A 24459-nucleotide genomic window follows, 5' to 3' on the forward strand; every position below is an offset into this window, starting at 1 on the left:
ACCGCCCCGTTCAGGGCGCTTTGGCAACGGATTTGACCGCGGCTTGCGCTTCCTTGGCAGGGGCGTGTTTCGGCGCGATGTCCATGATCAGCTCGACGCGCCGGTTGGCGGCGCGGCCGGCGGGGGTGTCGTTGGATTCAATGGGCCGGGTTTCGGCGTAGCCCACGGCGCGCAGCCGCTGGGCCGACACGCCGTCGCGCACCAGTTCCCGCAGCACGCTGGTGGCGCGGCTGCTGGACAGTTCCCAGTTGGAGGCGAATTGCCGGGTCTGGATCGGCACCGGATCGCTATGGCCTTCCACCGACACCTGGTATTCGTTCTTGGTCAGGATCGCGGCCAGGCGCTTGATGACATCCAGGCCGGCCGGGCTAAGCGTGGCCTGGCCCGAGGGGAACAGCAGTTCGTTGCTGATGCGGAAGCTGACGGACTGTTCATTAATGATCACGTCGACCGATTTGCCCAGGTCGCCCAGGCCCAGGGACTCCTTGGAAGGCGCCTTCAGCGGCGGCGCGGCGTCGGCCACTTTCACGCCGTCATCGGCGCCCGACGCATCGGCGCCCGACGATTCCGCGGCGCGCGCTTCGGTGGGCGGTTCGGCCCAACTGGCGGGAATCGGCGTGGCGTCGAACTCGGCATATTCGCCGTCGTACTTGGGCAGGCCGCTCGCGGCCAGCGTGCCCACCAGTTCCACCGGCGTATCGGACGCGGCGGGCGCCTGCCCGTGCAAACGGGCCACGGCCAGCATCACGACCAGCATGGCCAGCAGCAGGGTGATCAGGTCCAGGTAGCTCAGCAGCCAGTTCTCGGCATCCTGCTCGACGGTCTCTTCGACGTGCCAGCGGGCGTAGCGGTCCTTGCGGTCGGTCTGGCTGGGCCGCCAGCCGCTGTTGCCCGCCGCTTTCTGGGCGCGCAACTGGGCCTGGCGGGCCCGCTCGATCCGCTGCGCCAGCGAGGGGGAAATCAGGCTCATTGACGCGCGGCGGCCGGACGGGTGATGGAGACGGGCTGAACGGCGGGCTTGACCTGGCCTTCCGCCTTGGGCTTGGGCGGGGTCGCAGCGGCCACGCCGCCGTCGTGGATTTCGTCTTCGACGTGCATGACGAAGGAATTCAGCGTTTCACGCACGACGGCCGGGCCGCGCTTTTCGCACATCATCGAGATGCCTTGCAGCACCATGTTCATCGACTCGATGCGGCGCGCGGTGCGGCGTTCAAGCTTCAAGGCGATCGGCTTGCAGACCAGGTTGGCCAGCAGGATGCCGTAGAACGTCGTCATCAGGCCCACCGCCAGGTGCTGGCCGATCATCGTCATGCTGCCGTCGCCCAGCACCGCCATCAGGTTGATCAGGGCGACCAGCGTGCCCAGCATGCCGAAGGCGGGAGCGAAGGTGGCCATGACGCGGAACATCTGCGCTTCCGCCTGTTCGCGGGCGCGCAAGCGCGCGACACGCCATTGCAGCACTTCGATGATCTGGTCTTCCGGGGTGTTGTCGATGATCAACTGCACGCCAGTGCGCAAGAACGGGTTCGAGACCTTCTTGAGCTCCTGCTCGACCTTGTGAACGTCGGTGTTCATCCACAGCTGCGCCATCGCCACCAGTTCTTCGATGTCGCGTTGCTGATCGTGCTGATCGTTGCGGAACACGGTGCGCACCAGCTTGAAAATCCGCAGCACTTCGGCAAGCGGGTAGGCGATGAATAGCGCGGCGCAGGTGCCGCCGAGGACGATGGCCAAACCCGGCAGGTTGAAGTACATGCTGGCGTCGGTGGCGGACAGCGCGACGACGATAAGCAGGGTAAGCAGGCCGACGACGGCGCCGATGACGGAAGACGGATTCATGGATCTTGCCCGAAAGGGAGGCACTCCGCGCGCGGAATGCTGGATTTTCGGGAAATTCTAGCCAGGGGGCGCCGCAGTCAATCCGTCGGAAAGCAGGGCGAAAGGGCCGGTAAGCGCCGGCTTAACCTGTTGGCCGGCCCCAGCCGTCAGGGGCCGAAAATGGGGGCGGATCGAAGGGGTCAGGCTTGACGCGGACGCCGGGCCAGCCATTCGTCGCGGGTGATCTCCCAGATTTCGGCTGCTTGGCGGCCGCTGACGAAACCGCGTTCTTCAACGCCCACGACGCGCATCCCGCCGCGCTCGGAAATCTTGCGCGAACCGGTGTTGGCGATGGCCTTGGGCGCCCGCAGCAATGGTTTGCCCAGCACCGTGAACCAATAGGCGGTGATGGCTTCGCTGGCCTCGGTCATGTAGCCCTTGCCGTGATGGGCGGGGTCCAGCCAAAAGCCGCGGTTGTTGTGGGAATCGTCGTCCATCAGGCTGACGACGCCGATCAGGTCGCCTGGGGCGTCCAGCCTGCGTACGGTCCAGTGCCACTGTTCGCCCTTGCGGATGGCGGGCAGCGCCACGTGCTGGATGTAGTCGCTGGCGCCGTTGTCCGGATATGGCCACGGCACCTGATCCGCCAGGAAACGCACCACCTCCCATTGGGGAAAGATGCGCTGGATGGCGTCTGCGTCGTCCATGCCAAGCGGCTGCAGCGTCAGGCGGGCGGTGGTCAGGGCGGGGTAGGTCATGGCGGGTGCTGGGCAAGCCGGGGCAGGGGTCTGGAAGGGCGGCTGAAGGGGATACAGCCGGATATGTATATCATGAGCGGTATCTGGCGGTCAGCCGCTATAGCCGCCGCAGCATTGGAGAACCCCATGAATACCCCCAACGAAAACGTCAGCATGGCGCTTTTCTGCGACTTCGAGAACGTAGCGCTGGGTGTGCGCGACACCAAGTACCAGAAGTTCGACATCCGGCCCGTGCTGGAGCGCTTGCTGCTTAAGGGCAGCATCGTCGTCAAGAAGGCTTATTGCGACTGGGAGCGCTATAAGGAATTCAAAGCCCCCATGCACGAAGCCAATTTCGAGCTGATCGAAATTCCGCACGTGCGCCAGTCGGGCAAGAACTCGGCCGATATCCGGCTGGTCGTGGACGCGCTGGACTTTTGCTACACCAAGTCGCACGTCAACACGTTCGTGATCATCAGCGGCGATTCCGATTTTTCGCCGCTGGTGTCCAAGCTGCGCGAAAACAACAAGAAGGTGATCGGCGTGGGCGTGAAGCAATCCACGTCCGATCTGCTGATCGCCAATTGCGACGAATTCATCTTCTATGACGATCTGGCCCGCGAAGGCCAGCGCACCGCCGACGCGCGGCGCGACACCCGGGGCGGCGCCAATGCCGGCCAGCGCCGGACGCCGGACGAAGAGCGCCGCCGCAAGGAAGAACTCGAAGCCCGCAAGACCCAGGCCGTGGAAATGGTCGTCGAGACGTTCGAAGCGCTGATGGCCGAACGCGGCGACAGCGGCAAGATCTGGGCGTCGGCGCTGAAGGACGCGCTTAAACGCCGCAAACCGGATTTCAACGAGTCGTACTACGGCTTTCGCGCCTTCGGCAATTTGCTGGATGAGGCGCAGTCGCGCGGCTTCTTGGAAGTGGGCCGTGAAGAGAAGTCCGGCACCTATGTGTATCGCGATAGCGCCGACAGCGACGACAGCGCGCCCGCCGTGAGCCGTGCAGGCAGCAACGGCGGATCCCGTTCCGGGCGTGGCCGCCAGGCGGCGCCGGTGGAGAACGATGCCGAGATCGACGCCGACGACGCGCAAGCGAACGTGGTGCAAGAGGAAGCCAATCCCCGTCCTTCCCGCCGGTCGCGCGGTGGCCGCAAGTCGGGTCGCGGCGCCAGCCAGTATGTCGAGCAAGGCATTGCCGAACCGGCCGTAGCCGTCGCGTCCGACGCGGCATCGGACGAACCCGTCACGGTGCCGCAGGCGACGCAAGCCGCTGTGGCCACGCCGCCTGCGGCGCCTTCCAGGACGTTCGTTCACGCCGAACAGGCAGAAGCCAACAAACAGGCAGACGCCAAGGCGGAAGCCAACAAACAGGCGGAAGCTGAAAAACAAGCCGAAGCCGACAGGCAAACTGCCCAGGAACTGGAGAAAGAAGTGGCCAAGCTGGAGGCCATGCGCGCGGATGCGCTGGCTCGCGCGCAAGCTCCCAAGCCAGTCCAGGCGTCGCGGCTTCCGCCCATGCCTACGCCGTTGCCCCAGGCACGCCAGCCGATTCCGGCCGTGAATATCGCTGAATGGACCTTTGTGGAGCCTGTGGTGGAAACCCGCCGCGAGCCCACCGGCAAGGCCCCCGCCAAGCAGGCGGATCCGTTTGCCGGCGCCCCGGCCAGACCGGTCGAAGACGCGCCGGCCAGCCCGGCCGTCAAGCGTGCCGCTACCCGTACCCGTAGCGCCACCAAGACGGCTGCGGCCAAGACCGGCGAACGCGAAACGGCCCGGACGTCGAAGGCCGCTGCGGTTGCCGAACCGGCCAAGGCAGGGTCGGCGTCCGCGCCGCAAGCTGAAGCGGCTTCCGAGACCGCCGCCAAGACGGCCACCAAGGCGCCGGCCAAGACGGCCAGCAAGACGGCAGGCAAAACCGCAACGCGTGCGCGCCAGCCGCGCAAGACGGCCGCCTCGGAATCCTGATGCGCGCTCGGTTCAGATCGCCGGGCCGCGGTAGCGGCCCGGCGTGACGCCTAATTCGCGTTTGAACATGGCGATGAACGCGCTGACGTTGTCGTAGCCCAATTCCAGCGCCACGGTGGTGACCGGTGCGCCGGCGGCCAGCATCTCCTGCGCCCGCATCAGCCGCGCTTGCTGACGCCATGCGCCAAGGGTCATGCCGGTTTCCGCCAGGAAACGGCGCGCCAGCGTCCGCGGCGCCATACCGATCACCTTGGCCCAGGCGTCCAGTTGCCGCGTATCGGACGGGTCGTCCGATAGCGCCAACGCCAGGCGCCGCAGCCGGCTATCGCCGGGCAGGACCAGCGCCGCGCCCGCTGGCGGCAAGGTGCGGATTTCTTCCCGGATCAAGGCTTCGATGTGGCGGCGCGCGGTGTCGGGCGCGCCGTCCTCCCACGAGGCGGCGCGGTCCACCGCGGCCACCAGCAGGGCGGAAGCCCGCAGCAGGGTGGGCGACGCCGGCAGGCCGGCGCAGGCGGCCGGACTCAGGTAGGCGCTGTACCCGGCATACGGGCCATGCGACAGCAGGCCATGCGGCTGATCCGGCGGAATCCAGACGGCATGCAGCGACGGAACCACCCATTGCATGTCGCCCGCGTAGACGGTCAGCAAACCCTGATAGGCGCCCAGCAGTTGCCCTCGCGCATGCCGATGCATGGCCGTGTCGCGCTGATCGCCGTTCACGCGGCGGACGGCGATCAGCCGGGGGCCGCGCCGCGACCGGGCTCGTTCGGGCGCAAGCAAGGGCAGGGGGGAAGCCAGGGAAGACATTTGGCAGAAATACCGTATTGATTGTCGAAAACGACGCAGAATTGCCAAGCAGGGACGTCTATCGTAGCGCTTGCGTCCAACACAGTCAGGAGCGACAGATGCAAGCACAAGACGTTTTGCCGGATGGCAAGGATCAAGGGACCTTCAACGGCGTTGCCGTGCGCAAGGGAACGGTGGGCGCCTTTCTGGCGAATGCGCGGGTGTGCCTGGACGCCTCGGCTGCCCCGCAGGCTGTCGCCGAGGCTCGGCGGGATATCCAGGACGCGCTGCCGGCGCTACGCGCGCTGGGCCTGTTCGACATCCTGCAAATCCAGGATGCGGGCCTGCGCGCCTGGGTCCGGGAAGCTGAAGCCGAAAGGAAAGCTGAAGCAGGCCGGCGCCAGGGCGGTTAAGCGCCGGGCAAGCGCGGGCCGGTGGTCTATGATTCGTCGTTTTCCATCGGTGCCGCGGCTTGCGGCCCGCCCCTTGGCGTTTTGCCGCCGGATTTTCCATGCAATACGTACTGATCAGTTCCTGTCTATTGGGCAATCCCGTGCGCTATGACGGACGCGGCGTGCCCCATGGCCACGCCGTGCTGGCCCGGTGGCTGGCCGAAGGCCGCGTCGTGCCTGTGTGTCCCGAAGTGGCGGGCGGCATGCCGATTCCCCGGCCGCCCGCGGAAATCGAACCCGGCAGGATGGCCGCCGACGTGCTGGACGCGGGGGCGCGGGTCGTGGCGGTGACGGGCGAAGACGTCACGCTGCCGTTCGCGCAGGGCGCACAAGCGGCGCTGGCTGCCGCGCAGGAACACGGCATCCATGTGGCGGTGCTGAAAGAAGGTAGCCCTTCCTGCGGCAGCGGCTATGTGTACGACGGCCATTTCGCGGGTCGGCGCCAGCCGGGCGTGGGGGTGACGGCGGAACTGCTGACGCGGGCGGGTATACGGGTCTTCAGCGAAAAACAATGGGACGAGGCTCAGGCCTGTCTGGCGGGATGGGAGGCTTTGCATGTGGATTAGCGCAGGGGCGTTGACGTTGCTGGCGGCAGCGGTGGCCGCGTTCTTCGCCTGGCGAGCGGGCCCGCTTTCCGGCCGGTCCGCTGCTGCTGTCGCGCCCGGTGCGCGCCGGTGGCCGGCGCGTATTGCCGCCGCGCTGCTCCTGCCGTTGTCGGCGTTCTTCTTCTACGCCTGGTACGCGTTCTACTGGAAGTGGGACTTCAATGAACTGGGCCGCTACTACGACCCCGTCGACCAGGTGGTCTACACGTCGTCCGGTTTCGTCTGGGTGGTGCCGGCGGCCCTGCTGCTGGCCGCCGGGCTGCTGTGCGCCTGGCGCGGCTGGCGGCGCTGAACCCATCCTGCGCCGGGTCCATCGTTCGCAGCGCATCGTTCCTAGCGGATCATCCGCAGCGGGTCATTCGCTGCGGATATTCGCCGCTTTGACGATCTTGCCGTTGTCGGCATATTCCCGCCGGACCTGTTGCGCGAACTGCTCCACGCTGCCGGGCGACATGATGTTCAGCGCGTCGGTCAACGGCTTGCTGATGTCGGGCATGGCGGCGACCTTGTTGATCACGGTGTTCATGCGTAGCCGGAAATCCGCGCTGGAGCTGCCCGGCGCGAAGAACCCGAAGGTGGATGTCATGTTTGCCATGGGATAGCCCAGTTCCGCAAACGTCGGCGCGTTGGGCCGTCCGGGCAGGCGGGCCGGTGACCCCACGGCCAGCAGTTTGAGCTTGCCTTCGTCGATCAGCGCGTTGACCGGGGCGGAGGCGTTGACCAGCATCAACGTGAACTGCCCGCCCAGGGCGTCCGGCACCATCTGCGCCATGCCTTTGTACGGGACGTGGGTAATGCGCACCTTGGCTTGGCCATTGATCTGCTCCAGCATCAGGTGCCCCAGCGATCCCACGCCGGCCGTCGCCAGCGACAGCCCGTCGGGGTCGGCGTGGGCCTGGGCCAGCATGTCCTTGAAATCGCTACCCGTGAACTTCGGGCCGCCCACCAGATACACCGGCGAATACATCACGGCGGCCACTGGCGCCAGGTCTTTCAACGGGTCGTACAGCGTCTTCATCACGTGGGGCGACAGCGTCACCGGGCTGACGGCGGTAAAGCCCAGCGTGTTCTCGTCGTGGGCGCGCGCCACGGCATTCATGCCGATCATGCCGCCCGCGCCGCCGCGGTTTTCAACGACGACGGGCCGGCCGAGTTCGACGGCAAGCTTCTGCGCAAAAGCGCGCGCGGTATTGTCCACGATGCCACCCGCGCCATAGGGCACCACAATGGTCAGTGCCGGCGGCTTGGCGTCGGTCTGGGCGTGGACTGCGAATGAGGCGGCGTAGAGCGCGCTGAATGCGCACAGGCCGGCGAACCGCTTGAAGTTGAGCATGGCTTCCCCTTGATGCCCGGCGCCGCATTGGACGGCCGTGCGTTCCGACGGCCGTCCAATGCGGCGCGCCGGCATGCAGTGTGTGCACGCCGGCGCGTTGGGGCAATGGGGAATATCCGGGGTTGCGGCGTCAGTTGGCGCGGTAGCCGCGGCTGGTCATGCAGGAATCCAGGGCGTTATTGTAGGAATCCACCATGATTTGCGTGGTCCATTGCGAGATGGTGGCCGGGTCGTAGCCGCTTTGGTTCATGGCCCAACGTTGGCAATCGGCCGTGGCGTTCGCCTGCGCCTGATTGACCTTCGGCGCGGCCTCGTACTCCACCGGTGCGTATTGCGGCTGTGCCTGCGGTTGCGCATAGGCGACGGGGGGCGCGCTATAGACGGGCGGCGATTCGTAGACGGGCTCGGCATACACGGGCGGGCTGGTATAAGCGACGCCGGGCGAAGCGTAGACGCCTGTCTGCGCATAGGTCGGGCCCGAGTCCGCCGCCAGCAGCAAGCCGACCGCCGCCAGCGCGAAGGCGCCACCGACCCACCATCCGGCAGAACTGCTGCCGCCGCCGCCATGGTGGCGATACCCGCTGCCGCCGTGATAACCGCCGTGGTAACTGCCGCCGTTGTAGCCGCCATAGCCACCGTGGCCGCCGCCGTAGCCGCCGCCCCAACCACCGCGTCCGCCTGCCATCGCAGGCGCGCTTGCCACGGCAAGCGCCAACGCCGCGACGAGCATCCGGCCTGTAAACCGTTTCATGATCTTGCTCCTGGCCGCCTTGCGCACGCACCGTGCATGGCGCAAAGCGATAGCGTTACTTTACTGCGGTGAACGCTCCAAAAGTTGTTGCAAAAGCTACGGGCATTTCAACCCGCTTCAGCGAACAGGGCGGGAACCCGACCCGGCCAGCGGCAACCGGGCCGCCCCGGCTGTCGCCAAATTGCGACGATGCAATGTTCAACCTTTCGTAAGTTCGTAACCGGTTGGCCGATGGCTCCGTTTCGGAAAGCTGATTTCCCGCCGTGCCGCGTGCCGGCTCCGGCCGTGCGCGACGATGCGCGTCGACCGCAATAACTTCGCAACAAGCGTAACGGGCGCGATTTCACCGTACCGGGCAACCGCGCGAAACAGTGGCGAAAAGCCATGAACGGTAGTACTTTCTCGCGATGATTACGGCACGACCCTCTTCTTTATCGCAAGACAAGCGTCTCACGAAAGGTGAACGCACACGGTTACAGCTTCTGGAGGTTGCCGCGGCGGAGTTCGCCGAGCGCGGATTCCAGCAGACGCGGATCAGCGACATCGTTGCCCGCGCCAGCGTGACCCAGCCCGTCTTTTATCAGTACTTCCCAAGTAAGCAAGCCGCCTACGATGAACTGGTGGGCATGTTCGCGCAGCGCTTGCGGCAAGCCATCAGCCAGGCGCGCTTGCCGGCCGGTCTGGGCGGGGCGGCGTTGGCGGACCGTATCCGCCGGGGCGTCCGCGGCCTGCTTGCCATCTTGCAGGAAGACCCCAATCTGACCCGCATCGGCTTCTTTCAGGTGGCGGCGGCTGAAGCGCTGAAGGACGAACTGGTGACGATGATCGCCGACAACGTCCGTGCCGAGCAGCAGGCGGGGCTATTTCGGACGACGATCCCGGCCGACTGGTTCGCGCAATCCCTGATGGGCATCATCGAACGCTTCACGCGCCAAATGCCGGACGCCGCGCAGCAGCAGGCGTTGGCCGAATTCATCACCGACTTGCTGCTGGACGGCATGCGGCAGGCCGAGCCCGAGCCCGACCCTCGTCCCGACCGGCAGCCGCCACGCGAAGCCTCCTAGCCGGAGGCTTTTTTTTTGCCACGCCCGAAGGCAAAAAAGGCGCCCGGTGTTATTCGACGCGCGCCCCTGAGGCCTCGACCAGCTTGCCGGCCGCCTCCCAGTCCGCCTTCAGCAGGGCCTGGAACTGTTCAGGGGTCTTGGCGCTAGTTTCGACGCCCAGGGATGCCAGCCGCGCCTGCACCTTGGGATCGACCAGCACCTTGTTCACCGCCGCGTTGATCTTGTCACGTTCGGCCGACGGCAGCCCGGCGGGCGCCAGCAGGCCCAGCCAGGAATCGAAGGCATAACCGGGCAAGCCGCTTTCGGCGACGGTGGGCAGGTCGGGCGCGAAGCGCGAACGGGTTTTGCCGGTGTAGGCCAGGAAGGTCACGCGCGGGTCCTGCCGATAGGCCGTGACGCCGATGGTGGCCGCCGTGACCGCCTGGACGCGGCCGGCCAGCAATTCCGTGACGGCGTCGCCCGTGGACTTCATGGGAATGTGCTGCATCTGCGCGCCGGCGGCGGTCAGGAACGACGCCATGCCCAGATGCGAGGCGCTGCCGTTGCCGGCCGATGCGTAGTCGTAGGCGCCGGGTTTGGCTTTGACGGCCTGGATGAACTCGGCCGGGTTCTTCACGTTCAAGCTGGCGGACGCCAGGATGATGTAGCCGGTGTCCCCCAGATAGGCCACGCCCGTGAAGTCCTTATACGGATCGTAGCTAAGGTTTTTGTACAGATAGCCAGCGATGTGATGGCTGGCCGCGGCCAGCACCAGGGTGTTGCCGTCCGGCGCGGCGCGCGCGACTTGCGACGTGCCCACGGTGCCGCCCGCGCCCGCGCGGTTCTCCACCACGATGGAGGCGTTCAGCGCCTGGCCCAGCTCGTCGCCGATGGCGCGGGCGATCGTGTCCTGCACGGCGCCGGTGCCGTAAGGGACGACGATGCGGACGACGCGTTGCTCGGCTTGGGCAACGCCGATGCCGGCGACGGCCAGCGTCAGGGCAAGCAGGGTGCTGCGGCGTGCCGCCAGGAATTGGAAGGGCGCGAAGGGCAAGGGCATGAAGGTGGCTCGTATCGAAGACGCGCGCCAGCGGAATGCGGGCGCGACGGGACGGCGTTGGACTCTAATGATTCCCGCCGCTTGCGCCAACGATTTATTCCCCGCTTGCATATAGCCGCAGGGGATATGGACAAAACGCGGCCGGCCTTAGGCCCAGGTTTCGTGCAGATGCGCCCAGAGCGGCCGGGCACCGGCGTCGGCGGTGAACAGGACGGTCGCCCGCCGTTGGGTCGCGCCGTCGCGCCAGGCGTGCCGCTCACGGTAGCTCAACAGCACCGAGGCCGCGTCCGCATGCCGCACCGCCATCTCGTCGATACCAATCTTCAGGCCCGGACGCGCGCCGCGCAGGCCGGCAAACAGGGCCGGCAGCGCGTCGCCCGCCAGACACTGGCCATCGGTGGTGATCATGGTGAAGCCGGGCGCGAAGCCGGACAGCAGTTCCGCCAAGGCGCCGTCGGGCGCATCGGCCTGGCCAATCCATTGCTCGATCAGCGCGTGAGCGTCCAGGGTCAGGCGCAGGCAAGTGGAGGACAGATCGGTCATGGCGGGCTTCATCGGTAAAAGGGAGCGCCATTCTAGGAGGGCGGCGATACCGGAAAAAGACCAGTTGGACAGATATACTGTTCGTGTTTTTTTGACAATGAGGCGCGCGTTGATCAACCTGAATCGCCTTTCGATGTTCGTGGCGGTCGTCGAAGCGGGCTCGTTCACGGCGGCGGCCGATACGCTTGGCGTCACCAAAGCGGTGGTCAGTTTCAATCTTAAGCAGCTGGAACGAGAGCTGGGCGTTGCGCTGCTGACCCGCAGTACGCGGCGGCTGGCCCTGACCGAGGCGGGCGACGGGTTCTATGCCGAATGCGCGCGATTGCTGCGCGAGGCCGAGGCGGCCGTGGACCAGGCGCGATCTGGGCAGGCCGCGCTGTCCGGCAGTTTGCGCGTGACCGCCACGGTGGACTATGGCAATCGGATCGTCGCGCCGGCGCTGGCGGCGTTTGCCCGGCAGCATCCGGGGCTGCGCGTCAGCTACCAGGCCAGCTCGGCGCACGCCGACCTGATCGGCGACCGGCTGGATCTGGCGATCCGCGTGGGTGCCCTGGCGGACTCCAGTTACCGCGCAACGCCCATCGGTGAATTCAAGCTGCTGTTGGTGGCCAGCCCGGCCTTGCTGGCGGCACATGGCACGCCGCGCACGCCGCAGGCCCTGGCCGCCATGCCCTGGCTGGCGAACCGCCCCGGACGCAGCGGCCATTGGCGTTTGACGGACAGCAAGGGGCGCCCGCACACGCTACGCGTTGCGCCCGTTGCGCATGCCGACACGGCATCGGCGCTGCTGGCGTTTGCCGAAGCGGGCTGCGGCGTCGCCGCGTTGCCCGACTGGTTGCTGGAAGAACCATTGGCGCGCGGTGCGTTGCAGCGCGTGTTGCCGTCGTACTCGCTGCCGCCGCAACCGGTGTTCGCGGTCTACCCCGACACCCGCCACATTAGCGCCAAGGTTCGGCGCTTCATCGATTTCCTACGCGCGCCTGAACGGCCTTAGCGTGCCACGGCGGGCGTGCCGCCGGCGCCCAGATCCCAGTACAAACCCGTCATCAAGCCCAGCGCCTGCCGCAGGAGTTCCGGCGGCAGGTGTTCATTGGGCGCATGCTGCGAGCAGCCGGGATACGAATGCGGCACCCAGATCGTGCGCAGGCCCAGCACATCCGTGAAGATGTCGTTGGGCAGCGAGCCGCCCAGGTTGGGCAGCAACGCGGTCTTTTCGCCAGACGTGCGTTCCAGCGAATTCACTGCCCATTGCACCCAATCGTCGTCCGGATCGATACGGGTCGCGCAGAACATGGATTCGCGCGTAAGCGAGATCTTCACCATCGGGAAACCCTGCCGGTCCAGGTGCCGGCGTAGCGCCGGCACCAGGTCGTCCGGGTTCACGCCCACCACGAAGCGCAACTGGCAGCGAGCCCAGGCCTTGGGCGGGATGGCATTGACGGGCGTGTCCGGGTTGCCGGTCTTGTAGGCCAGCACCTCGAAGGAACACCAGCCGAACACGCGTTCGGCCGGCGACAGGCCGGGCTCGCCCCAGTCCGGTTCGATCTCCGGCCCATCGGCGCCGCCGTCCACCTGGCAATCGGCCAGCGCGCGGCGCACGGCGGCCGGCAGTTCGGCCGGCACCCATTCGGGGATGCGGATCTGGCCCGTGGGCGAGACGATCGTGGCGATGGCGTGCGCCAGCTGGATGCCCGGGTTGGAGATCAGCCCGCCCCAGTTGCCGGAATGGTGGCCGCCGGCGCGCGCGTCGATGCTCAGGTCGAAGTTCAGGCTGCCGCGCGCGCCCAGGAAAATGGTGGGGCGCTTGGCGGCCAGGCGTGGGCCGTCGGAAGCAATTAGCAGGTCGGCGGCCAGCATGTCGCGATGTTCGGCGCACAGTTCGCGCAGGCCCATCGAGCCGGTCTCTTCGCCCATCTCGATCAGGTACTTGGCGTTGAAGCCCAGCTTGCCGCGCGTTTCCAGCACCAGCCGCAAGGCTTCCATATTGATGGTGTGCTGGCCTTTGTTGTCGGCGATGCCGCGGCCATACCAGCGGCCTTCGGCTTCGGTCAGCGCCCAGGGCGACAAGCCGTCCTTCCATTCCTTTTCCAGGCCGCGGATGACGTCGCCGTGTCCGTAGCCCAGCACGGTCGGCAGAGCAGGGTCTTCAATGCGCTCGGCATACAAGAAAGGCGCCAGCGCCTTGGGATGGGTCAGCGTGCGGCAGGTGAAGCCCAGGGCTTCGAACGCGGGGCGGATCTCGGATTCCAGATAGTCGGCCAGTACGGCCGCGCGGTCCGGGTTCTGGCTTTCCGTGGGCAGCGCCAGCCGGCGCGCCAGCAGCGCGCGGAAGGCGCCCGAATCAAAACAGTGTTCCGCTTGGGCGATGGCTTGCTCACGAGTCATGATGGTCGGGCTCCGTCGGGATGAGAGGATGAAGTCGGGTACAGGTGACACGCCACCACGGATTCGTCGCGCAGCGCCAATGCCGGCCGGTCGGTCTTGCATTGCGCCATCGCGGACTGGCAGCGCGGATGGAAGGGGCAGCCCGTTGGCGGATGCAAGGGATCGGGAAAAGACAGCCCCAACCCCATGTCCGGGATGCCCAGGCCCGGCTCCGGCGTCAGCACCGACGCCAGCAAGGCCTGCGTGTAAGGATGGCGGGGGGCGTGGAACAGCTGCGCGGTAGGCGAGGACTCCACGACGCGTCCCAGGTACATCACGGCCACGTGCGTGGCGATGTGCTCCACCACCGCCAGGTTGTGGCTGATGAAGACATAGGTCAGGTTGAATTCGCGCCGCAGGTCCATCAGCAGGTTCATGATCTGCGCCTGCACCGACACGTCCAGCGCCGAGGTGGGTTCGTCGCAGATGACGATCTCGGGGTGCATGACCAGCGCGCGGGCGATGGCCACGCGTTGCCGCTGTCCGCCGGATAGTTGGCCCGGCGTGTTGTGCGCCAGGCGCGCGGGCAAGCCCACGCGTTCCAGCATCTCGATGGCCTTGTGCAGCTTGGGGTTCGGAATGCCGTGCACTTCCAGGGGCAGCGACACGATGGACGCGATGGACCGGCGCGGGTTCAAGGACGAATACGGGTCCTGGAAAATCGGTTGCACCCGGCGGGCAAGCGCGCGGCGGTCCATTTGGCGGATATCCTGGCCGTCCAATTTGATCGCGCCCTCGGTGGGCGGCGTCAAGCCCAGCAGCATGCGGGCCAGCGTGGATTTACCGCAGCCGGATTCGCCCACGATGCCCAGCACCGCGCCCCGCTCGACCGCCAAGTCCACGCCATTGACGGCATGCAGCGTGCTGCGCGGCTTGAACATGCCCGCGCGGATCGAAAACTGCCGGCTGACGGCATCGGCTTGCAAGAGCGCGCTCATGCCAGGACTCCTTCTTCTTGGCGGATGCAGCGCCATTGCTGTTCGGGCGGGCGGCCATGAACGGGGATCGTGTCGCGGCACTGCGCTTGCGCGTGGCGGCAGCGGTCGACGAAGGCGCAGCCGCGCAGGTCGCCCACCAGCGACGGCACGACGCCCGGGATGGTGCCCAGCGATTCGCCGGGCGGCGTGCGCCCGGGCACGGGGATACAGCCCAGCAGCCCCTGGGTGTAGGGATGGCGCGGCGTGGCGAAGATGCTTTCAACCGGGCCTTCCTCGACGATCTGGCCCGCATACATCACGGCGACCTGCCGCGCGATGCGCGCCACTACGCCCAGGTCATGGGTAATCAGCACCATGGCGATGCCCAGCTCCGCCTGCAAATCCGCAAGAAGGCGCAGGATCTGCGCCTGGATGGTGACGTCCAGCGCGGTGCTGGGTTCATCGGCGATCAGCAGTTCGGGGCCGCACATCAGCGCCATCGCGATCATTACGCGCTGACGCAGGCCGCCCGACAACTGGTGCGGGTACTGCGTCAGCCGCTGTCCGGCGGACGCGATGCCAACTTTCTCCAGCAATTCAATGGCACGGTCGCGCGCCTGCTGCTTGCTGGCATGGCGATGGTGGATGTAGTGCTCGGTCAGTTGTTCGCCGATGGCGTAGGCGGGATTCAAGGCGGTCATCGGCTCTTGGAAGATCATCGCCATCTTGCTGCCGCGCAGGGCGTTGATGCGGCGGCCGCGCGCGGCGGACAGGTCTTCTCCCAGCACCGACAGCCGGCGCGTGCTGCGCGTGGCGGCCTTGGGCAGCAAGCCCATGATGGCCAGCGACGTCATCGATTTGCCGCAGCCCGATTCGCCCACCAGGCACAGCGTTTCACCGCGCCGGACCTGGAAGGACACGTCGCGTACCGCGTGCAGCGGGCCGCGCGGCGTGGCGATGTCGACGGTCAGCCCCTGCACGTCCAGGACGATTTCCTTGTCGTTCATGTCAGGCCCTCTCTTCAGGCGTCAGCAGTTGGTGCAGCCCGTCGCCGGCCAGGTTGATCGCGAAGATCAGCAGCGCCAGCGCCGACCCCGGGATGGCGATCAGCCAGAACGAGAAGAACATGTAGGCCTTGGCCTCGGAGATCATCAGGCCCCAGGACGGCAGCGGCGGCTGCACGCCCAAGCCCAGGAATGACAGCGAGGCCTCCAGCAGGATGGCGCTGGCGGCTTCCAGCGTGGCGATCACGATCAATTGCGGCACCACGTTGGGCAGGACTTCGCCCCAGACGATGCGCCAGGTCGATGCGCCGGCGGCCTGCGCCGCGGCCACATATTCCAGCGACCGTACCTGCTGGGTAGCGCTGCGCATGACGACGGCGTAGCGGTCCCACTTGAGCAGGCCCAGCACCAGGATCACCACCCACAGCGACCCGCCCACGATGGCCACGGTAGCCAGCGCCACCAGGATGACGGGCATCGACAGCCGGGTCGTTATCAGGAACGACACTGCCATGTCGACCTTGCCGCCGAAGTAGCCGGCGGCCATGCCCATCGCCGTGCCGATCAGCCCGGAAATCAGCGCCACGCTGATGCCGATCAAGAGCGAAATGCGCGCACCGTAGAACAGCCGCGACAGGTAATCGCGACCCAGTTGGTCGGTACCCAGTGGATGCAGCCAGGTGCCTTTGTCATACCAGACGGGCGGCGCCGTGCGGTAGGCCAAGTCCTGGAAGTAGGGGTCGTGCGGAGCGATCCACGGCGCCAGCAGTGCAATCAGCACGATGACGAGCAGGATGCCGCCGCCGGCCAGCAAGGCCTTGTTGCGGCGTAGCCGGCGCCAGCGCAGGGTAGAGGCGGACAGTTCCAGCGGGGCGGGCGCGGGCGCGCCGGGCGCGGCGGGAGTCAGGATAGGCGTGTTCATGTCAGGACACCCGGATGCGCGGATCCAGCCACGCGTTGGCGATATCGGCGGCAAGCGTCAGCAAGACGTACAGCACGGACAACAGCAGCACGATCAACTGCATGACGGGATAGTCCTTGTACGTGATGCTCTGGTAGGCCAGGTAGCCCAGCCCGTCCAGCGCGTAAATGGTTTCGATGACGACCGAGCCGCCCAGCAGGTAGCCCAGTTGCACCGCGGCCAGCGCCACCACCGGCACGATGGCGTTGCGCAGCGCATGCTTGAAGATGATCTTGCGTGCCGGCAGCCCCTTGGCGCGCGCGGTGCGGATATAGTCCGCGCCCAGCACTTCGATCATGCCGGCGCGGATCAGCCGCATGAAAGCGGGCGCCACGTAGTAGCCCAGCGCAATGGCCGGCATCACGAAATGCTGCCAGGTGCCGCTGCCCGACACGGGCAGGATGCGCAGCGAGATCGAGAACAGCATGATCAGGATCAGCGCAAAGAAGAAGTTGGGCAGCGCCTGGCCCAGCACGGCGATGGCCAGGCAGATGCGGTCGATCAGGCTACCTTTATAGAGCGCGGCCAGTACGCCCAGCGGAATGGATATCAGCAGCGCGAAGCCCAGCGCGCCCATGCCCAACAGCAAGGTGGTTTTGAGCTTGGACAGGATCAGCGGGCCCGCTTCCGTCTTGAAATACACCGACGTGCCAAAATCGCCTTGCAAGATATGCCAGAGCCAGTCGGCGTATTGCACGACGAGGGGGCGGTCCAGCCCGTAGGTCTTGCGGATCATGTCGATGTCGGCTTGGCGCGCGCCTTCGCCCGCCAGGGCCAGCGCCGGGTCGCCCGACAGGTGCAGCAGCAGGAATGCCAGGATCGAAACGGTCAGCGCCACCAGCGCCGCCAGGCCCAGGCGCCTGATCGTGAAATAAAGCATAGGACTTCCTCTATCGTTTCACCGCCGCGGGCCGGCGCAAGACCGGCCCGCGGCAACCCCGCGTTACTTCCAGCTCATGTCCCAGAAGCGCACGAGCTCGTCCGAGTAGGGCTTGAAGTTCACGTCCTTGGTGGCGACGTAGTAGGCGGGCAGCGTCCACAGCGGCACCGCGTAGGCCTTCTGCGCGATCAGGTCCAGCGCTTCCTTGTAGGCGGCTTTGCGCGGGGCGGGGTCGATCGTGTGGTCGCCCTTATTGAGCAAGTCGCGCACCTTGGCGTCGCGCGTGACGTCGTCGTTGCCGAAGGCAAAGTACACCGGCGTGGACGCCGACACGTCGTTGACCAGGTTGGAGCCCCAGGTCTGGTGCGTCAGCGATGCCTTGTTGGCGCGGATCATGTCGCGCATGGCGGCGTACTGCAGGTAGTTCAGTTTGGCGCGGATGCCCACCGCCTGCAGGTAGTTGATGATGGCTTCGGTCTGGTTGCGTTCGCGGTAGGCCACGATGTCGATGTCGAAGCCATTGGCATAACCGGCGTCGGCCAGCAGCTTCTTGGCCAGCGCCGGGTCGTACTTGTAGGTGGGCGCGCCGTCTTGCGTGCAGCCCACTTGCGATGGCGTGCAGATGGTGTTGATCAGCCCGCCGCCTTCGCCCACGATGTTCTTCAGCATGGCGTCGCGGTCGATCGCGTGGATGATCGCTTTGCGCACGCGCTCGTCCTTGAGCTGGGGTGCTGGCGTGCCGTCCTGGATGTTCATCTGCATGAACACGATGCGCATCGTGTTGCCCGTGACCATCTGCAGGTTGGGCATCTGGCCCAGTTGTTCCGCCTGGTCCTTGGGCACGCTCATGATCAGGTCTTCGCCGCCCGAGATCACTTCGGCCATCTGGGTCTGGCGGTCGGGGATGAAGCGGATGACCACGCGGCCGATCTTCGGCTGCGCCTTCGGCGAGTCCTTGAAGTAGTCGGCGTTGCGCTCCAGCGTAATGGACTTGCCGGGCTGGTAGTCGGTGACCTTGTAGGGGCCCGAGCCCACCGGCTTGGCGTTCATGCCCTTGGGGCCGGCTTCCTGGTAATACTTGGCCGGGTGGATGGCCGCGGTGGTCGACAGGTATTCCTTGGCGCCGGGGAAGGGCTCCTTGGTGGTCAGGCGCACCTTGTACTTGTCGATCTTCTCGACCTTGTCGATCCAGGCCACGTTTTGCTGCGTGACGGCCTTGTTCTTGGGATCGGCCACGTAGTTCAGCGTATACACGACCGAGTCCGCGTCGAACTCCTCGCCGTTATGGAATTTCACGCCTTCGCGCAGCTCGAATTCCATCGTCTTGTCGTCGACCTGCTTCCAGCTCTTGGCCAACTGGCCCTTGTACTCGTTGGTGACGGGATCGCGGTACAGCAGCGTGTCCCAGACGTTGGCGGCAATGATGACGCCGATCCGCACGTTGTTGAAATACGGGTCCACGCTTTCCGGCGCCTGGTCATAGGCCATGCGCAGCGTGTCGTCCTTCTTGCCGGCCAGCGCGGGCTGGGAGGCAAGCGTGGCGCAGGCCAGCAAGGCGGCGGTCAGCGCGCGAAGGGCAGGGGCGTGGCGGTTGGGCAAGACGGGTGAGACGGGTGTGAAGCGACAATCAGCCATGGTGAAGGCTCCTCTGGAAGGCACTACATGTACTGCGTATCCATCATCTCGCTCCGGGCCGCGCCACCCTGGTTCTTATCGTTATCGTCCGTGCGCCGGGAATCGCTTCAACCGGAATCGGACGACTGCGCGGTCGCGGGGGCCTGCCCAGCGCTCAACGTTTTCAGCGCGGCCTCGCACTTGCGCTGCAAGTGCTGCCGCATGATGCCCGCCAACCGGTCAGCGTCGCGCGCGTTCAGGGCGTCGGCCATTTCGATGTGTTCGCGCATCGCCAGATCCCATTTCTGACGGTTTTCGTTCGACACGAAACGCAGGTTCTGAATGCGTGCGTTCTGGGCGTCGTACAGCTGCTTGAGCAGGCTGTTGTGCGAGGCCAGGCTGATGCGTTCGTGGATTTCGCGATTGGTGCGGAAATACGTGGGCAGGTCGTGGCGGGCGTGGCTGGCCATCATTTCGTAGGTCAGCGCGCGAATTTCCGCAATTTCGACATCCGTCGCCCGTTCGCAGGCCAGCCGGCATGACATGGCTTCCAGTCCACCGATCACCTCGAAGGCTTCGCGGATATTCGCTTCCGACAGCGCCACCACCTGGGCGCCACGGTTCGGTTCGATCTGGACCAGCCCCTCGGCGGCCAGCACGCGGAACGCTTCGCGCATCGGGGTGCGGGACACGCCAAGCAGGTCGCACAGGGCGCGTTCGTTCAGGCGGGAGCCGGGCGGGAATTCGCCCTGGATGATGCGTTCGCGCAGCTGGCCTGCCACCGCGCCGGGCAGCGTGCGCCCGTTGCCGGCGGCGCGGGCCGCCGGGGGCGGGGCCACGGCGGTCGGCGTTGCGTCGGAATCGACGGAACCCGCATGCGCCGGCCCGGCCAGATTCGGCATCAGGCTAGGATTGCTGCTCATTTGTATACCAACTTTTCCCCGTATTTTTCTAGACTATAAACCTGCGGCAAGCGGATCAATCATGGGTGTATACCCTAGGTTATCGATGTAAAAACAATGGGATAGAGTGGCGCATGCCGCAAGTCCGCCTGCGCGGCAAACACCGTTCGCCTGTCGCGCGTCTTTCGCTGGTATACAAAAAATTCCACTCTGGGGCTACGCATGCTTACCCTGAACTCTCATCCGTCCGGCCGGCATTTCCTGCAGATCCCGGGGCCGACGAATGTGCCCGACCGCGTGCTGCGGGCCATTGACCAGCCCACCATCGATCACCGGGGGCCGGAGTTTGGCGCACTGGGGTTGGCGGTGCTGGCCGGGATAAAGCAGGTGTTCCAGACGCAGTCGCCCGTGGTCATCTTCCCGTCGTCGGGCACGGGGGCGTGGGAAGCGGCGCTGGTCAACACGCTGTCACCCGGTGACCGGGTACTGATGGTGGAAACCGGCCATTTCGCCAGCCTGTGGAAGAAGCTGGCCGGACGCCTGGGGCTGGAGGTGGACTACGTGGAAAGCGACTGGCGGCACCCGGTGGACGCCGCCGTGATCGGCGCACGCCTTGCCGCAGACGCGCAACACCGCATCAAGGCCGTGTGCGTGGTGCATAACGAAACCTCGACCGGCGTCACCAGCGACATCGCCGCCGTGCGCGCCGCCATCGATGCCGCGTCGCATCCCGCGTTATTGATGGTGGACACGATTTCGTCGCTGGGGTCGGTCGACTACCGGCACGACGAATGGGGGGTGGACGTGACGGTGGCCGGCTCGCAGAAGGGCCTGATGCTGCCGCCGGGCCTGGCGTTCAACGCGGTCAGCGCACGGGCGCTGGCCGCTGCCGACACGGCGCGCCTGCCGCGCGCCTACTGGGACTGGCGCGACATGCTGGCCGCCAACGCCAAGGGCTATTTTCCTTACACGCCGTCGACCAACCTGCTATACGGGCTGCACGAAGCGCTGGCCATGCTGCAAGCCGAGGGGTTGGCGCGCGTGTTCGCGCGGCACGAACGCCATGCGCGCGCCACGCGCCTGGCCGTGGCGGGCTGGGGGCTGGAACTGCTTAGCCTGGACCCGACGGCGCACAGCCCCGCGCTGACCGCCGTGCTGATGCCGCAAGACCATGGCGCGGATGCGTTGCGCAAAATCATCCTGGACCGCTTCGACATGTCGCTGGGGCAGGGGCTGGGCAAATTGACCGACCGCGTCTTCCGCATCGGCCACCTGGGTCATTTCAATGACCTGACCCTGTGCGGCACGCTGGCCGGGGTCGAGATGGGCCTGACGGCCGCCGGCGTGCCGCATCGCCCCGGCGGCATGCAGGCCGCGATGGAATTCCTGGCCGGGACGCCCGAGGGCGCCGCGGCCTGACACATCACAATAACGAGGGAAACGATGAACGCGCTTATGCAGCAGGCGATCCAATTCGCCAATGAACACGAATCCACCTGGGACCGCAGCGTCAACGGCAATTTTGGCGTGCACCTGAACGATCCGCCGCCCTGGAACCGCCTGTTGGGGCCGATCCACGACCGCGGGCCGGTATCGGGCGTCGTGGTGGTCGACGGCAAGACGGTCGCGTCCTGGGGCGAACCCGATCGCGCCGACCTGACCTTCAGCGTCGCCAAGCTATATCTGGCGATATTGGCGGGCGTAGCGCACGACCGGGGCCTGCTGCCCGACGTCGACGAGCCCGTGGGCAAGCGGGTGCCCGGCATCGGCTTTGATGAAGGGCAGAACGCCGACATCACCTGGCGCCACCTGCTGCAGCAGACAAGCGAATGGGAAGGCGAGCGCTTCGGCGTGTCGGACCAGGCGGATCGCTATCGCGCCGTCACGTTCGGCGTGCCGCCCGACGGCAAGAAGGGCGACGCGCGTCCTTTGCAGCGCCCCGGCACGTACTGGGAATACAACGACGTGCGCATCAACCAGTTGTCCTACGCGTTGCTGCACTTGTTCCGCAAGCCGCTGCCCGACGTGTTTCGCGAAGCCGTCACGCGCCCCATCGGCGCCAGCGAAAACTGGCAATGGGTGGGTTACGACACCGCCTGGGTCGAGATCGACGGGCAACGCATGCCGTCGGTGCCCGGGGGGTCGCACTGGGGCGGCGGCATGTCCGTCAGCGCGCGGGACCAGGCGTTGATCGGCCAGATGCTGCTTGACGACGGCCAGGCCAACGGCAAACAGATCTTGTCGCGCGAGTGGATTCAAGCCATGCGCACGCCGTGCGCCATCGCGCCGTACTACGGTTACCTGATCTGGCTGAACCACGAAGGCCGCGTGTTCCCCAGCGTGCCGGCCACCAGCTTTTTCGGCGTGGGCGCGGGCAGTTCGTTCACCTGGGTGGAGCCGGAACGCAAGATGGTGGTGATCGTGCGCTGGCTGAATTCCGCCCACGCGGACGCCTTGTTCGGCAAGATCCTCGCAGCGGTGGATGCAGGCGCAACTTCACAGGTGTAAATGTGCAGGCGCAATTCACCGGTGTAAATGTGCGGGCGCAATTCACAGGTGTAAATGTGCGGGCGCAAATTCACGGGTGTAAATGTGCGGGCGCAAATTCACAGGTGTAGGATGGGTGGAGCGCGAGAGTTATCGAGCAAGAATATTGCTGGCCAGCGCGCGCAACCCATCAAGCAGCGGTCGTTTTTTTGAGACTCCAGCCACAACGCTACCGCCGCTCGATGGGTTGCGCGCGCTAGGCAGTCGAGTGCTTCGTCAAGGATTCTCGCGCTCCACCCATCCTACGTCGGTGCTGTCGTTGGCGCCGGCCTTTATTGTCTTAGAGGAAATCGTCCCATGAACTACCGCCGACTGGGAACCAGCAATCTGCGCGTGTCGCCGCTATGCCTGGGCACCATGATGTTCGGAGAACAGACGCCTGACGACGAGGCGGCGCGCATTGTCGCGTCGGCACGCGACCATGGCTTGAATTTCATCGATACGGCCGACGTCTACAACGAAGGCCGTTCGGAGCAAGTCGTGGCCAAGCTGTTGCAAGGGCAGCGCCACGACTGGGTGCTGGCCAGCAAGATCGGCAACCCGGTGGGCAAGGGGCCGAATCAGACGCATTACTCGCGCCAATGGCTGATGCGTGGGGTGGAACAAAGCCTGTCGCGCCTGGGCACGGATTTCATGGACATCCTGTACCTGCACCGCGACTATCACGAGGAAAACCTCGAAGAGGCGTTGTGGGCGCTGGGCGACCTGATCCGGTCGGGCAAGTTGCGCAGCTTCGGCTTGTCCAATTTCCGCGGCTGGCGCATCGCCGAAGTCATGCGCCTGTGCGAAAAGATGGGCGTGCCGCAGCCCGTGGTGTGCCAGCCTTACTACAACATGCTGAACCGCGGGCCCGAGGTGGAAATCCTGCCGGCCTGCAAGCATTACGGGCTGGGCGTGGTGCCGTACAGCCCGATCGCGCGGGGCGTACTGACGGGCAAGTACCTGCCCGGCCAGGCGCCGGCCGCCGACACCCGCGCCGGGCGCGGCGACCGCCGCATCCTGGCCACGGAATTTCGCGAAGAATCGCTGCAGATCGCGCAACAGCTGGTGGCGCACAGTGCGGCGCGGGGCGTGCAGCCCGGCCATTTCGCCACCGCCTGGGTGTTGGCCAATCCGATCATCACAAGTGTGATCGCCGGCCCGCGCACGCTGGCGCAGATGGACGACTACTACGCTGCGCTGGATGTGAAAATCACCACTGAAGACGAGGCTGTCGTGGACGGCTGGGTGACGCCGGGCCATGCGTCCACGCATGGCTACAACGACCCGAACTATCCGTTTTACGGGCGGCCCGTCGCGGGCGCATAACACGCCGGATACCGGCGCGCGTTTCAAGCCGGGGCGCGCACCGGCTCGGCGGCGATGCCGTGCAGCATCATCTGCTCGACCACCGACGCGATGCCCAGCCGCGCGACGCGCCCGCGCCGTTCGGCGTCGACCATGCTGGTCAGCACGCCGAACAACATTTCCGTCAACGCCGCCGCCGTCATGTCCACGCGGAAGGCGCCTTCACGCTGCCCCCGCAGGAAAAATGCGTCCATCGATTCCTGGTAGCCCGACCAGCTGTTCATGATGTCGGGCTGTTGCTCGTTGTCGGGCTTCCAGTTGTACATCAGGAAGGCCGTCAATTCCTTGTGCGCCAGGTTCTGATGGATCAGGTTGCGCAACGCCTCGCGTGGCGGCGCCGTATCCAGATGCGAGTCGGCCAGCGCCTTTTTCAGGACATGGGCGCAATGGGTCGTCAGACGCAGCACCAACTGGTCCCGTGTCTGACAGAACCGGTACAGCGTCGCCTTGCTGACGCCCACGGCTTTCGCCAGCTCCTGCAAGGTGGCCCGCGGCTGGTCGACCATTGCCATGGCCAACGCCACCAGTAGCTTCTCGTGCCCCGCTTCGTCAGACATGTCTCGTCCCTGTTCTTTTCTTGAACTTGATAGGCGCTATTGAATCACGGGCGATTCACTTTGTACAAACTTTGGGCAAATTGGCAAGTGAAAACTTGTTAAGTGGATCTGTATTAACTTTACAGAATCATATGAATCATTATTGATTCAAATTCAACTTCAAGGTAGCATAAGCGGCTTATTGAATTCAGGTCGCCGCGGGCGGGG

At 65.8% G+C, this 24459-nt stretch carries 25 protein-coding genes; 9 read left to right on the forward strand and 16 right to left on the reverse strand.

What is annotated here, in order from left to right; genetic code table 11:
• Window positions 1-10: 10 nt before the first annotated feature.
• From ACI0FO_RS22045 to ACI0FO_RS22055, 3 genes are all read right to left on the reverse strand, one after another.
• Entirely contained in the window at window positions 11-970 is a 960-nt protein-coding gene (locus tag ACI0FO_RS22045; RefSeq protein WP_416030154.1) for an OmpA/MotB family protein, read from the reverse strand.
• Entirely contained in the window at window positions 967-1839 is an 873-nt protein-coding gene (locus tag ACI0FO_RS22050; protein ID WP_416030156.1) for a motility protein A, read from the reverse strand. Before ACI0FO_RS22050 ends, ACI0FO_RS22045 begins: the two co-directional genes overlap by 4 nt.
• A gap of 179 nt (window positions 1840-2018) precedes the next feature.
• Window positions 2019-2576 carry a GNAT family N-acetyltransferase gene (locus tag ACI0FO_RS22055; RefSeq protein ID WP_416030158.1) on the reverse strand — a complete coding sequence of 186 codons (558 nt, stop codon included), beginning with the start codon at window positions 2574-2576 and terminating at the stop codon, window positions 2019-2021.
• Between the two features lie 126 nt (window positions 2577-2702).
• Between ACI0FO_RS22055 and ACI0FO_RS22060 the strand changes: the two genes are divergently transcribed.
• On the forward strand, window positions 2703-4526 hold the full coding sequence (locus ACI0FO_RS22060) for an NYN domain-containing protein (RefSeq protein ID WP_416030160.1): 1824 nt from the start codon (window positions 2703-2705) through the stop codon (window positions 4524-4526).
• Between the two features lie 12 nt (window positions 4527-4538).
• Here the strand turns inward: ACI0FO_RS22060 and ACI0FO_RS22065 are convergent, their stop codons facing one another.
• Window positions 4539-5333, reverse strand: coding sequence for an AraC family transcriptional regulator (locus tag ACI0FO_RS22065; protein ID WP_416030162.1), 795 nt, complete (start codon window positions 5331-5333; stop codon window positions 4539-4541).
• Between the two features lie 98 nt (window positions 5334-5431).
• Between ACI0FO_RS22065 and ACI0FO_RS22070 the strand changes: the two genes are divergently transcribed.
• The 3 genes from ACI0FO_RS22070 (at window position 5432) to ACI0FO_RS22080 (ending at window position 6661) form a co-directional block, all read left to right on the forward strand.
• The gene (locus ACI0FO_RS22070; protein WP_416030163.1) at window positions 5432-5725 is read left to right on the forward strand and encodes a hypothetical protein; all 294 of its coding nucleotides are present in this window, start codon (window positions 5432-5434) and stop codon (window positions 5723-5725) included.
• A 98-nt stretch (window positions 5726-5823) separates the two neighbouring features.
• Window positions 5824-6330, forward strand: coding sequence for a DUF523 domain-containing protein (locus ACI0FO_RS22075; protein ID WP_416030165.1), 507 nt, complete (start codon window positions 5824-5826; stop codon window positions 6328-6330).
• A complete protein-coding gene (locus tag ACI0FO_RS22080) occupies window positions 6320-6661 on the forward strand; it encodes a hypothetical protein (protein ID WP_416030167.1) in 342 nt (113 codons plus the stop codon). The genes ACI0FO_RS22075 and ACI0FO_RS22080 overlap by 11 nt, the downstream gene beginning before the upstream one ends.
• Window positions 6662-6724: 63 nt before the next feature.
• Here ACI0FO_RS22080 and ACI0FO_RS22085 read toward each other — a convergent pair whose 3' ends face one another.
• Window positions 6725-7702 (reverse strand): Bug family tripartite tricarboxylate transporter substrate binding protein, encoded by a 978-nt coding sequence (locus ACI0FO_RS22085; RefSeq protein ID WP_416030169.1) that lies wholly within the window; start codon window positions 7700-7702, stop codon window positions 6725-6727.
• 130 nt (window positions 7703-7832) lie between these two features.
• On the reverse strand, window positions 7833-8453 hold the full coding sequence (locus ACI0FO_RS22090; protein WP_416030171.1) for a hypothetical protein: 621 nt from the start codon (window positions 8451-8453) through the stop codon (window positions 7833-7835).
• Window positions 8454-8935: 482 nt separating this feature from the next.
• Between ACI0FO_RS22090 and ACI0FO_RS22095 the strand changes: the two genes are divergently transcribed.
• Window positions 8936-9517, forward strand: coding sequence for a TetR/AcrR family transcriptional regulator (locus tag ACI0FO_RS22095; protein WP_416030416.1), 582 nt, complete (start codon window positions 8936-8938; stop codon window positions 9515-9517).
• A 49-nt stretch (window positions 9518-9566) separates the two neighbouring features.
• Here the strand turns inward: ACI0FO_RS22095 and ACI0FO_RS22100 are convergent, their stop codons facing one another.
• Together ACI0FO_RS22100 and ACI0FO_RS22105 are read right to left on the reverse strand one after the other, a co-directional pair.
• Window positions 9567-10556, reverse strand: coding sequence for a Bug family tripartite tricarboxylate transporter substrate binding protein (locus ACI0FO_RS22100; RefSeq protein ID WP_416030173.1), 990 nt, complete (start codon window positions 10554-10556; stop codon window positions 9567-9569).
• A gap of 147 nt (window positions 10557-10703) precedes the next feature.
• Window positions 10704-11099, reverse strand: a complete 396-nt coding sequence (locus ACI0FO_RS22105) for a hypothetical protein (protein ID WP_416030175.1) — start codon at window positions 11097-11099, stop codon at window positions 10704-10706.
• A gap of 109 nt (window positions 11100-11208) precedes the next feature.
• On the opposite strand from ACI0FO_RS22105, the gene ACI0FO_RS22110 reads away from it, so the two are divergent.
• Window positions 11209-12093 carry a LysR family transcriptional regulator gene (locus ACI0FO_RS22110; protein ID WP_416030177.1) on the forward strand — a complete coding sequence of 295 codons (885 nt, stop codon included), beginning with the start codon at window positions 11209-11211 and terminating at the stop codon, window positions 12091-12093.
• On the opposite strand, the gene ACI0FO_RS22115 is transcribed toward ACI0FO_RS22110, so the two are convergent.
• From ACI0FO_RS22115 to ACI0FO_RS22145, 7 genes are all read right to left on the reverse strand, one after another.
• The gene (locus ACI0FO_RS22115) at window positions 12090-13484 is read right to left on the reverse strand and encodes a M20 family metallopeptidase (protein WP_416030179.1); all 1395 of its coding nucleotides are present in this window, start codon (window positions 13482-13484) and stop codon (window positions 12090-12092) included. The two genes, ACI0FO_RS22110 and ACI0FO_RS22115, sit on opposite strands and share 4 nt — an antisense overlap.
• A complete protein-coding gene (locus ACI0FO_RS22120) occupies window positions 13481-14461 on the reverse strand; it encodes an ABC transporter ATP-binding protein (RefSeq protein ID WP_416030181.1) in 981 nt (326 codons plus the stop codon). Before ACI0FO_RS22120 ends, ACI0FO_RS22115 begins: the two co-directional genes overlap by 4 nt.
• Window positions 14458-15447 carry an ABC transporter ATP-binding protein gene (locus ACI0FO_RS22125; RefSeq protein ID WP_416030183.1) on the reverse strand — a complete coding sequence of 330 codons (990 nt, stop codon included), beginning with the start codon at window positions 15445-15447 and terminating at the stop codon, window positions 14458-14460. The genes ACI0FO_RS22120 and ACI0FO_RS22125 overlap by 4 nt, the downstream gene beginning before the upstream one ends.
• 1 nt (window position 15448) lies before the next feature.
• Window positions 15449-16366: an ABC transporter permease gene (locus ACI0FO_RS22130; RefSeq protein ID WP_310029089.1), complete on the reverse strand. Its 918-nt coding sequence runs from the start codon at window positions 16364-16366 to the stop codon at window positions 15449-15451.
• 1 nt (window position 16367) lies between these two features.
• Entirely contained in the window at window positions 16368-17285 is a 918-nt protein-coding gene (locus ACI0FO_RS22135) for an ABC transporter permease (RefSeq protein ID WP_105556782.1), read from the reverse strand.
• Window positions 17286-17348: 63 nt separating this feature from the next.
• Window positions 17349-18920: an ABC transporter substrate-binding protein gene (locus ACI0FO_RS22140; protein WP_416030186.1), complete on the reverse strand. Its 1572-nt coding sequence runs from the start codon at window positions 18918-18920 to the stop codon at window positions 17349-17351.
• 107 nt (window positions 18921-19027) lie between these two features.
• On the reverse strand, window positions 19028-19822 hold the full coding sequence (locus ACI0FO_RS22145; RefSeq protein WP_416030188.1) for a GntR family transcriptional regulator: 795 nt from the start codon (window positions 19820-19822) through the stop codon (window positions 19028-19030).
• 201 nt (window positions 19823-20023) lie between these two features.
• On the opposite strand from ACI0FO_RS22145, the gene ACI0FO_RS22150 reads away from it, so the two are divergent.
• The 3 genes from ACI0FO_RS22150 to ACI0FO_RS22160 all read left to right on the forward strand — a co-directional run bounded on the left by ACI0FO_RS22150 (window position 20024) and on the right by ACI0FO_RS22160 (window position 23656).
• Window positions 20024-21220 (forward strand): pyridoxal-phosphate-dependent aminotransferase family protein, encoded by a 1197-nt coding sequence (locus tag ACI0FO_RS22150; RefSeq protein WP_416030190.1) that lies wholly within the window; start codon window positions 20024-20026, stop codon window positions 21218-21220.
• 24 nt (window positions 21221-21244) lie between these two features.
• Window positions 21245-22309 carry a serine hydrolase domain-containing protein gene (locus ACI0FO_RS22155; RefSeq protein WP_416030192.1) on the forward strand — a complete coding sequence of 355 codons (1065 nt, stop codon included), beginning with the start codon at window positions 21245-21247 and terminating at the stop codon, window positions 22307-22309.
• Between the two features lie 336 nt (window positions 22310-22645).
• Window positions 22646-23656, forward strand: coding sequence for an aldo/keto reductase (locus tag ACI0FO_RS22160; RefSeq protein ID WP_416030194.1), 1011 nt, complete (start codon window positions 22646-22648; stop codon window positions 23654-23656).
• Between the two features lie 23 nt (window positions 23657-23679).
• Here ACI0FO_RS22160 and ACI0FO_RS22165 read toward each other — a convergent pair whose 3' ends face one another.
• Window positions 23680-24252 carry a TetR/AcrR family transcriptional regulator gene (locus ACI0FO_RS22165; RefSeq protein ID WP_416030196.1) on the reverse strand — a complete coding sequence of 191 codons (573 nt, stop codon included), beginning with the start codon at window positions 24250-24252 and terminating at the stop codon, window positions 23680-23682.
• Between the last annotated feature and the right edge of the window lie 207 nt (window positions 24253-24459).

The sequence above is a fragment of the Achromobacter marplatensis genome, assembly GCF_049060505.1.
GTDB classification, from domain to species: Bacteria; Pseudomonadota; Gammaproteobacteria; order Burkholderiales; family Burkholderiaceae_B; genus Achromobacter; species Achromobacter marplatensis_A.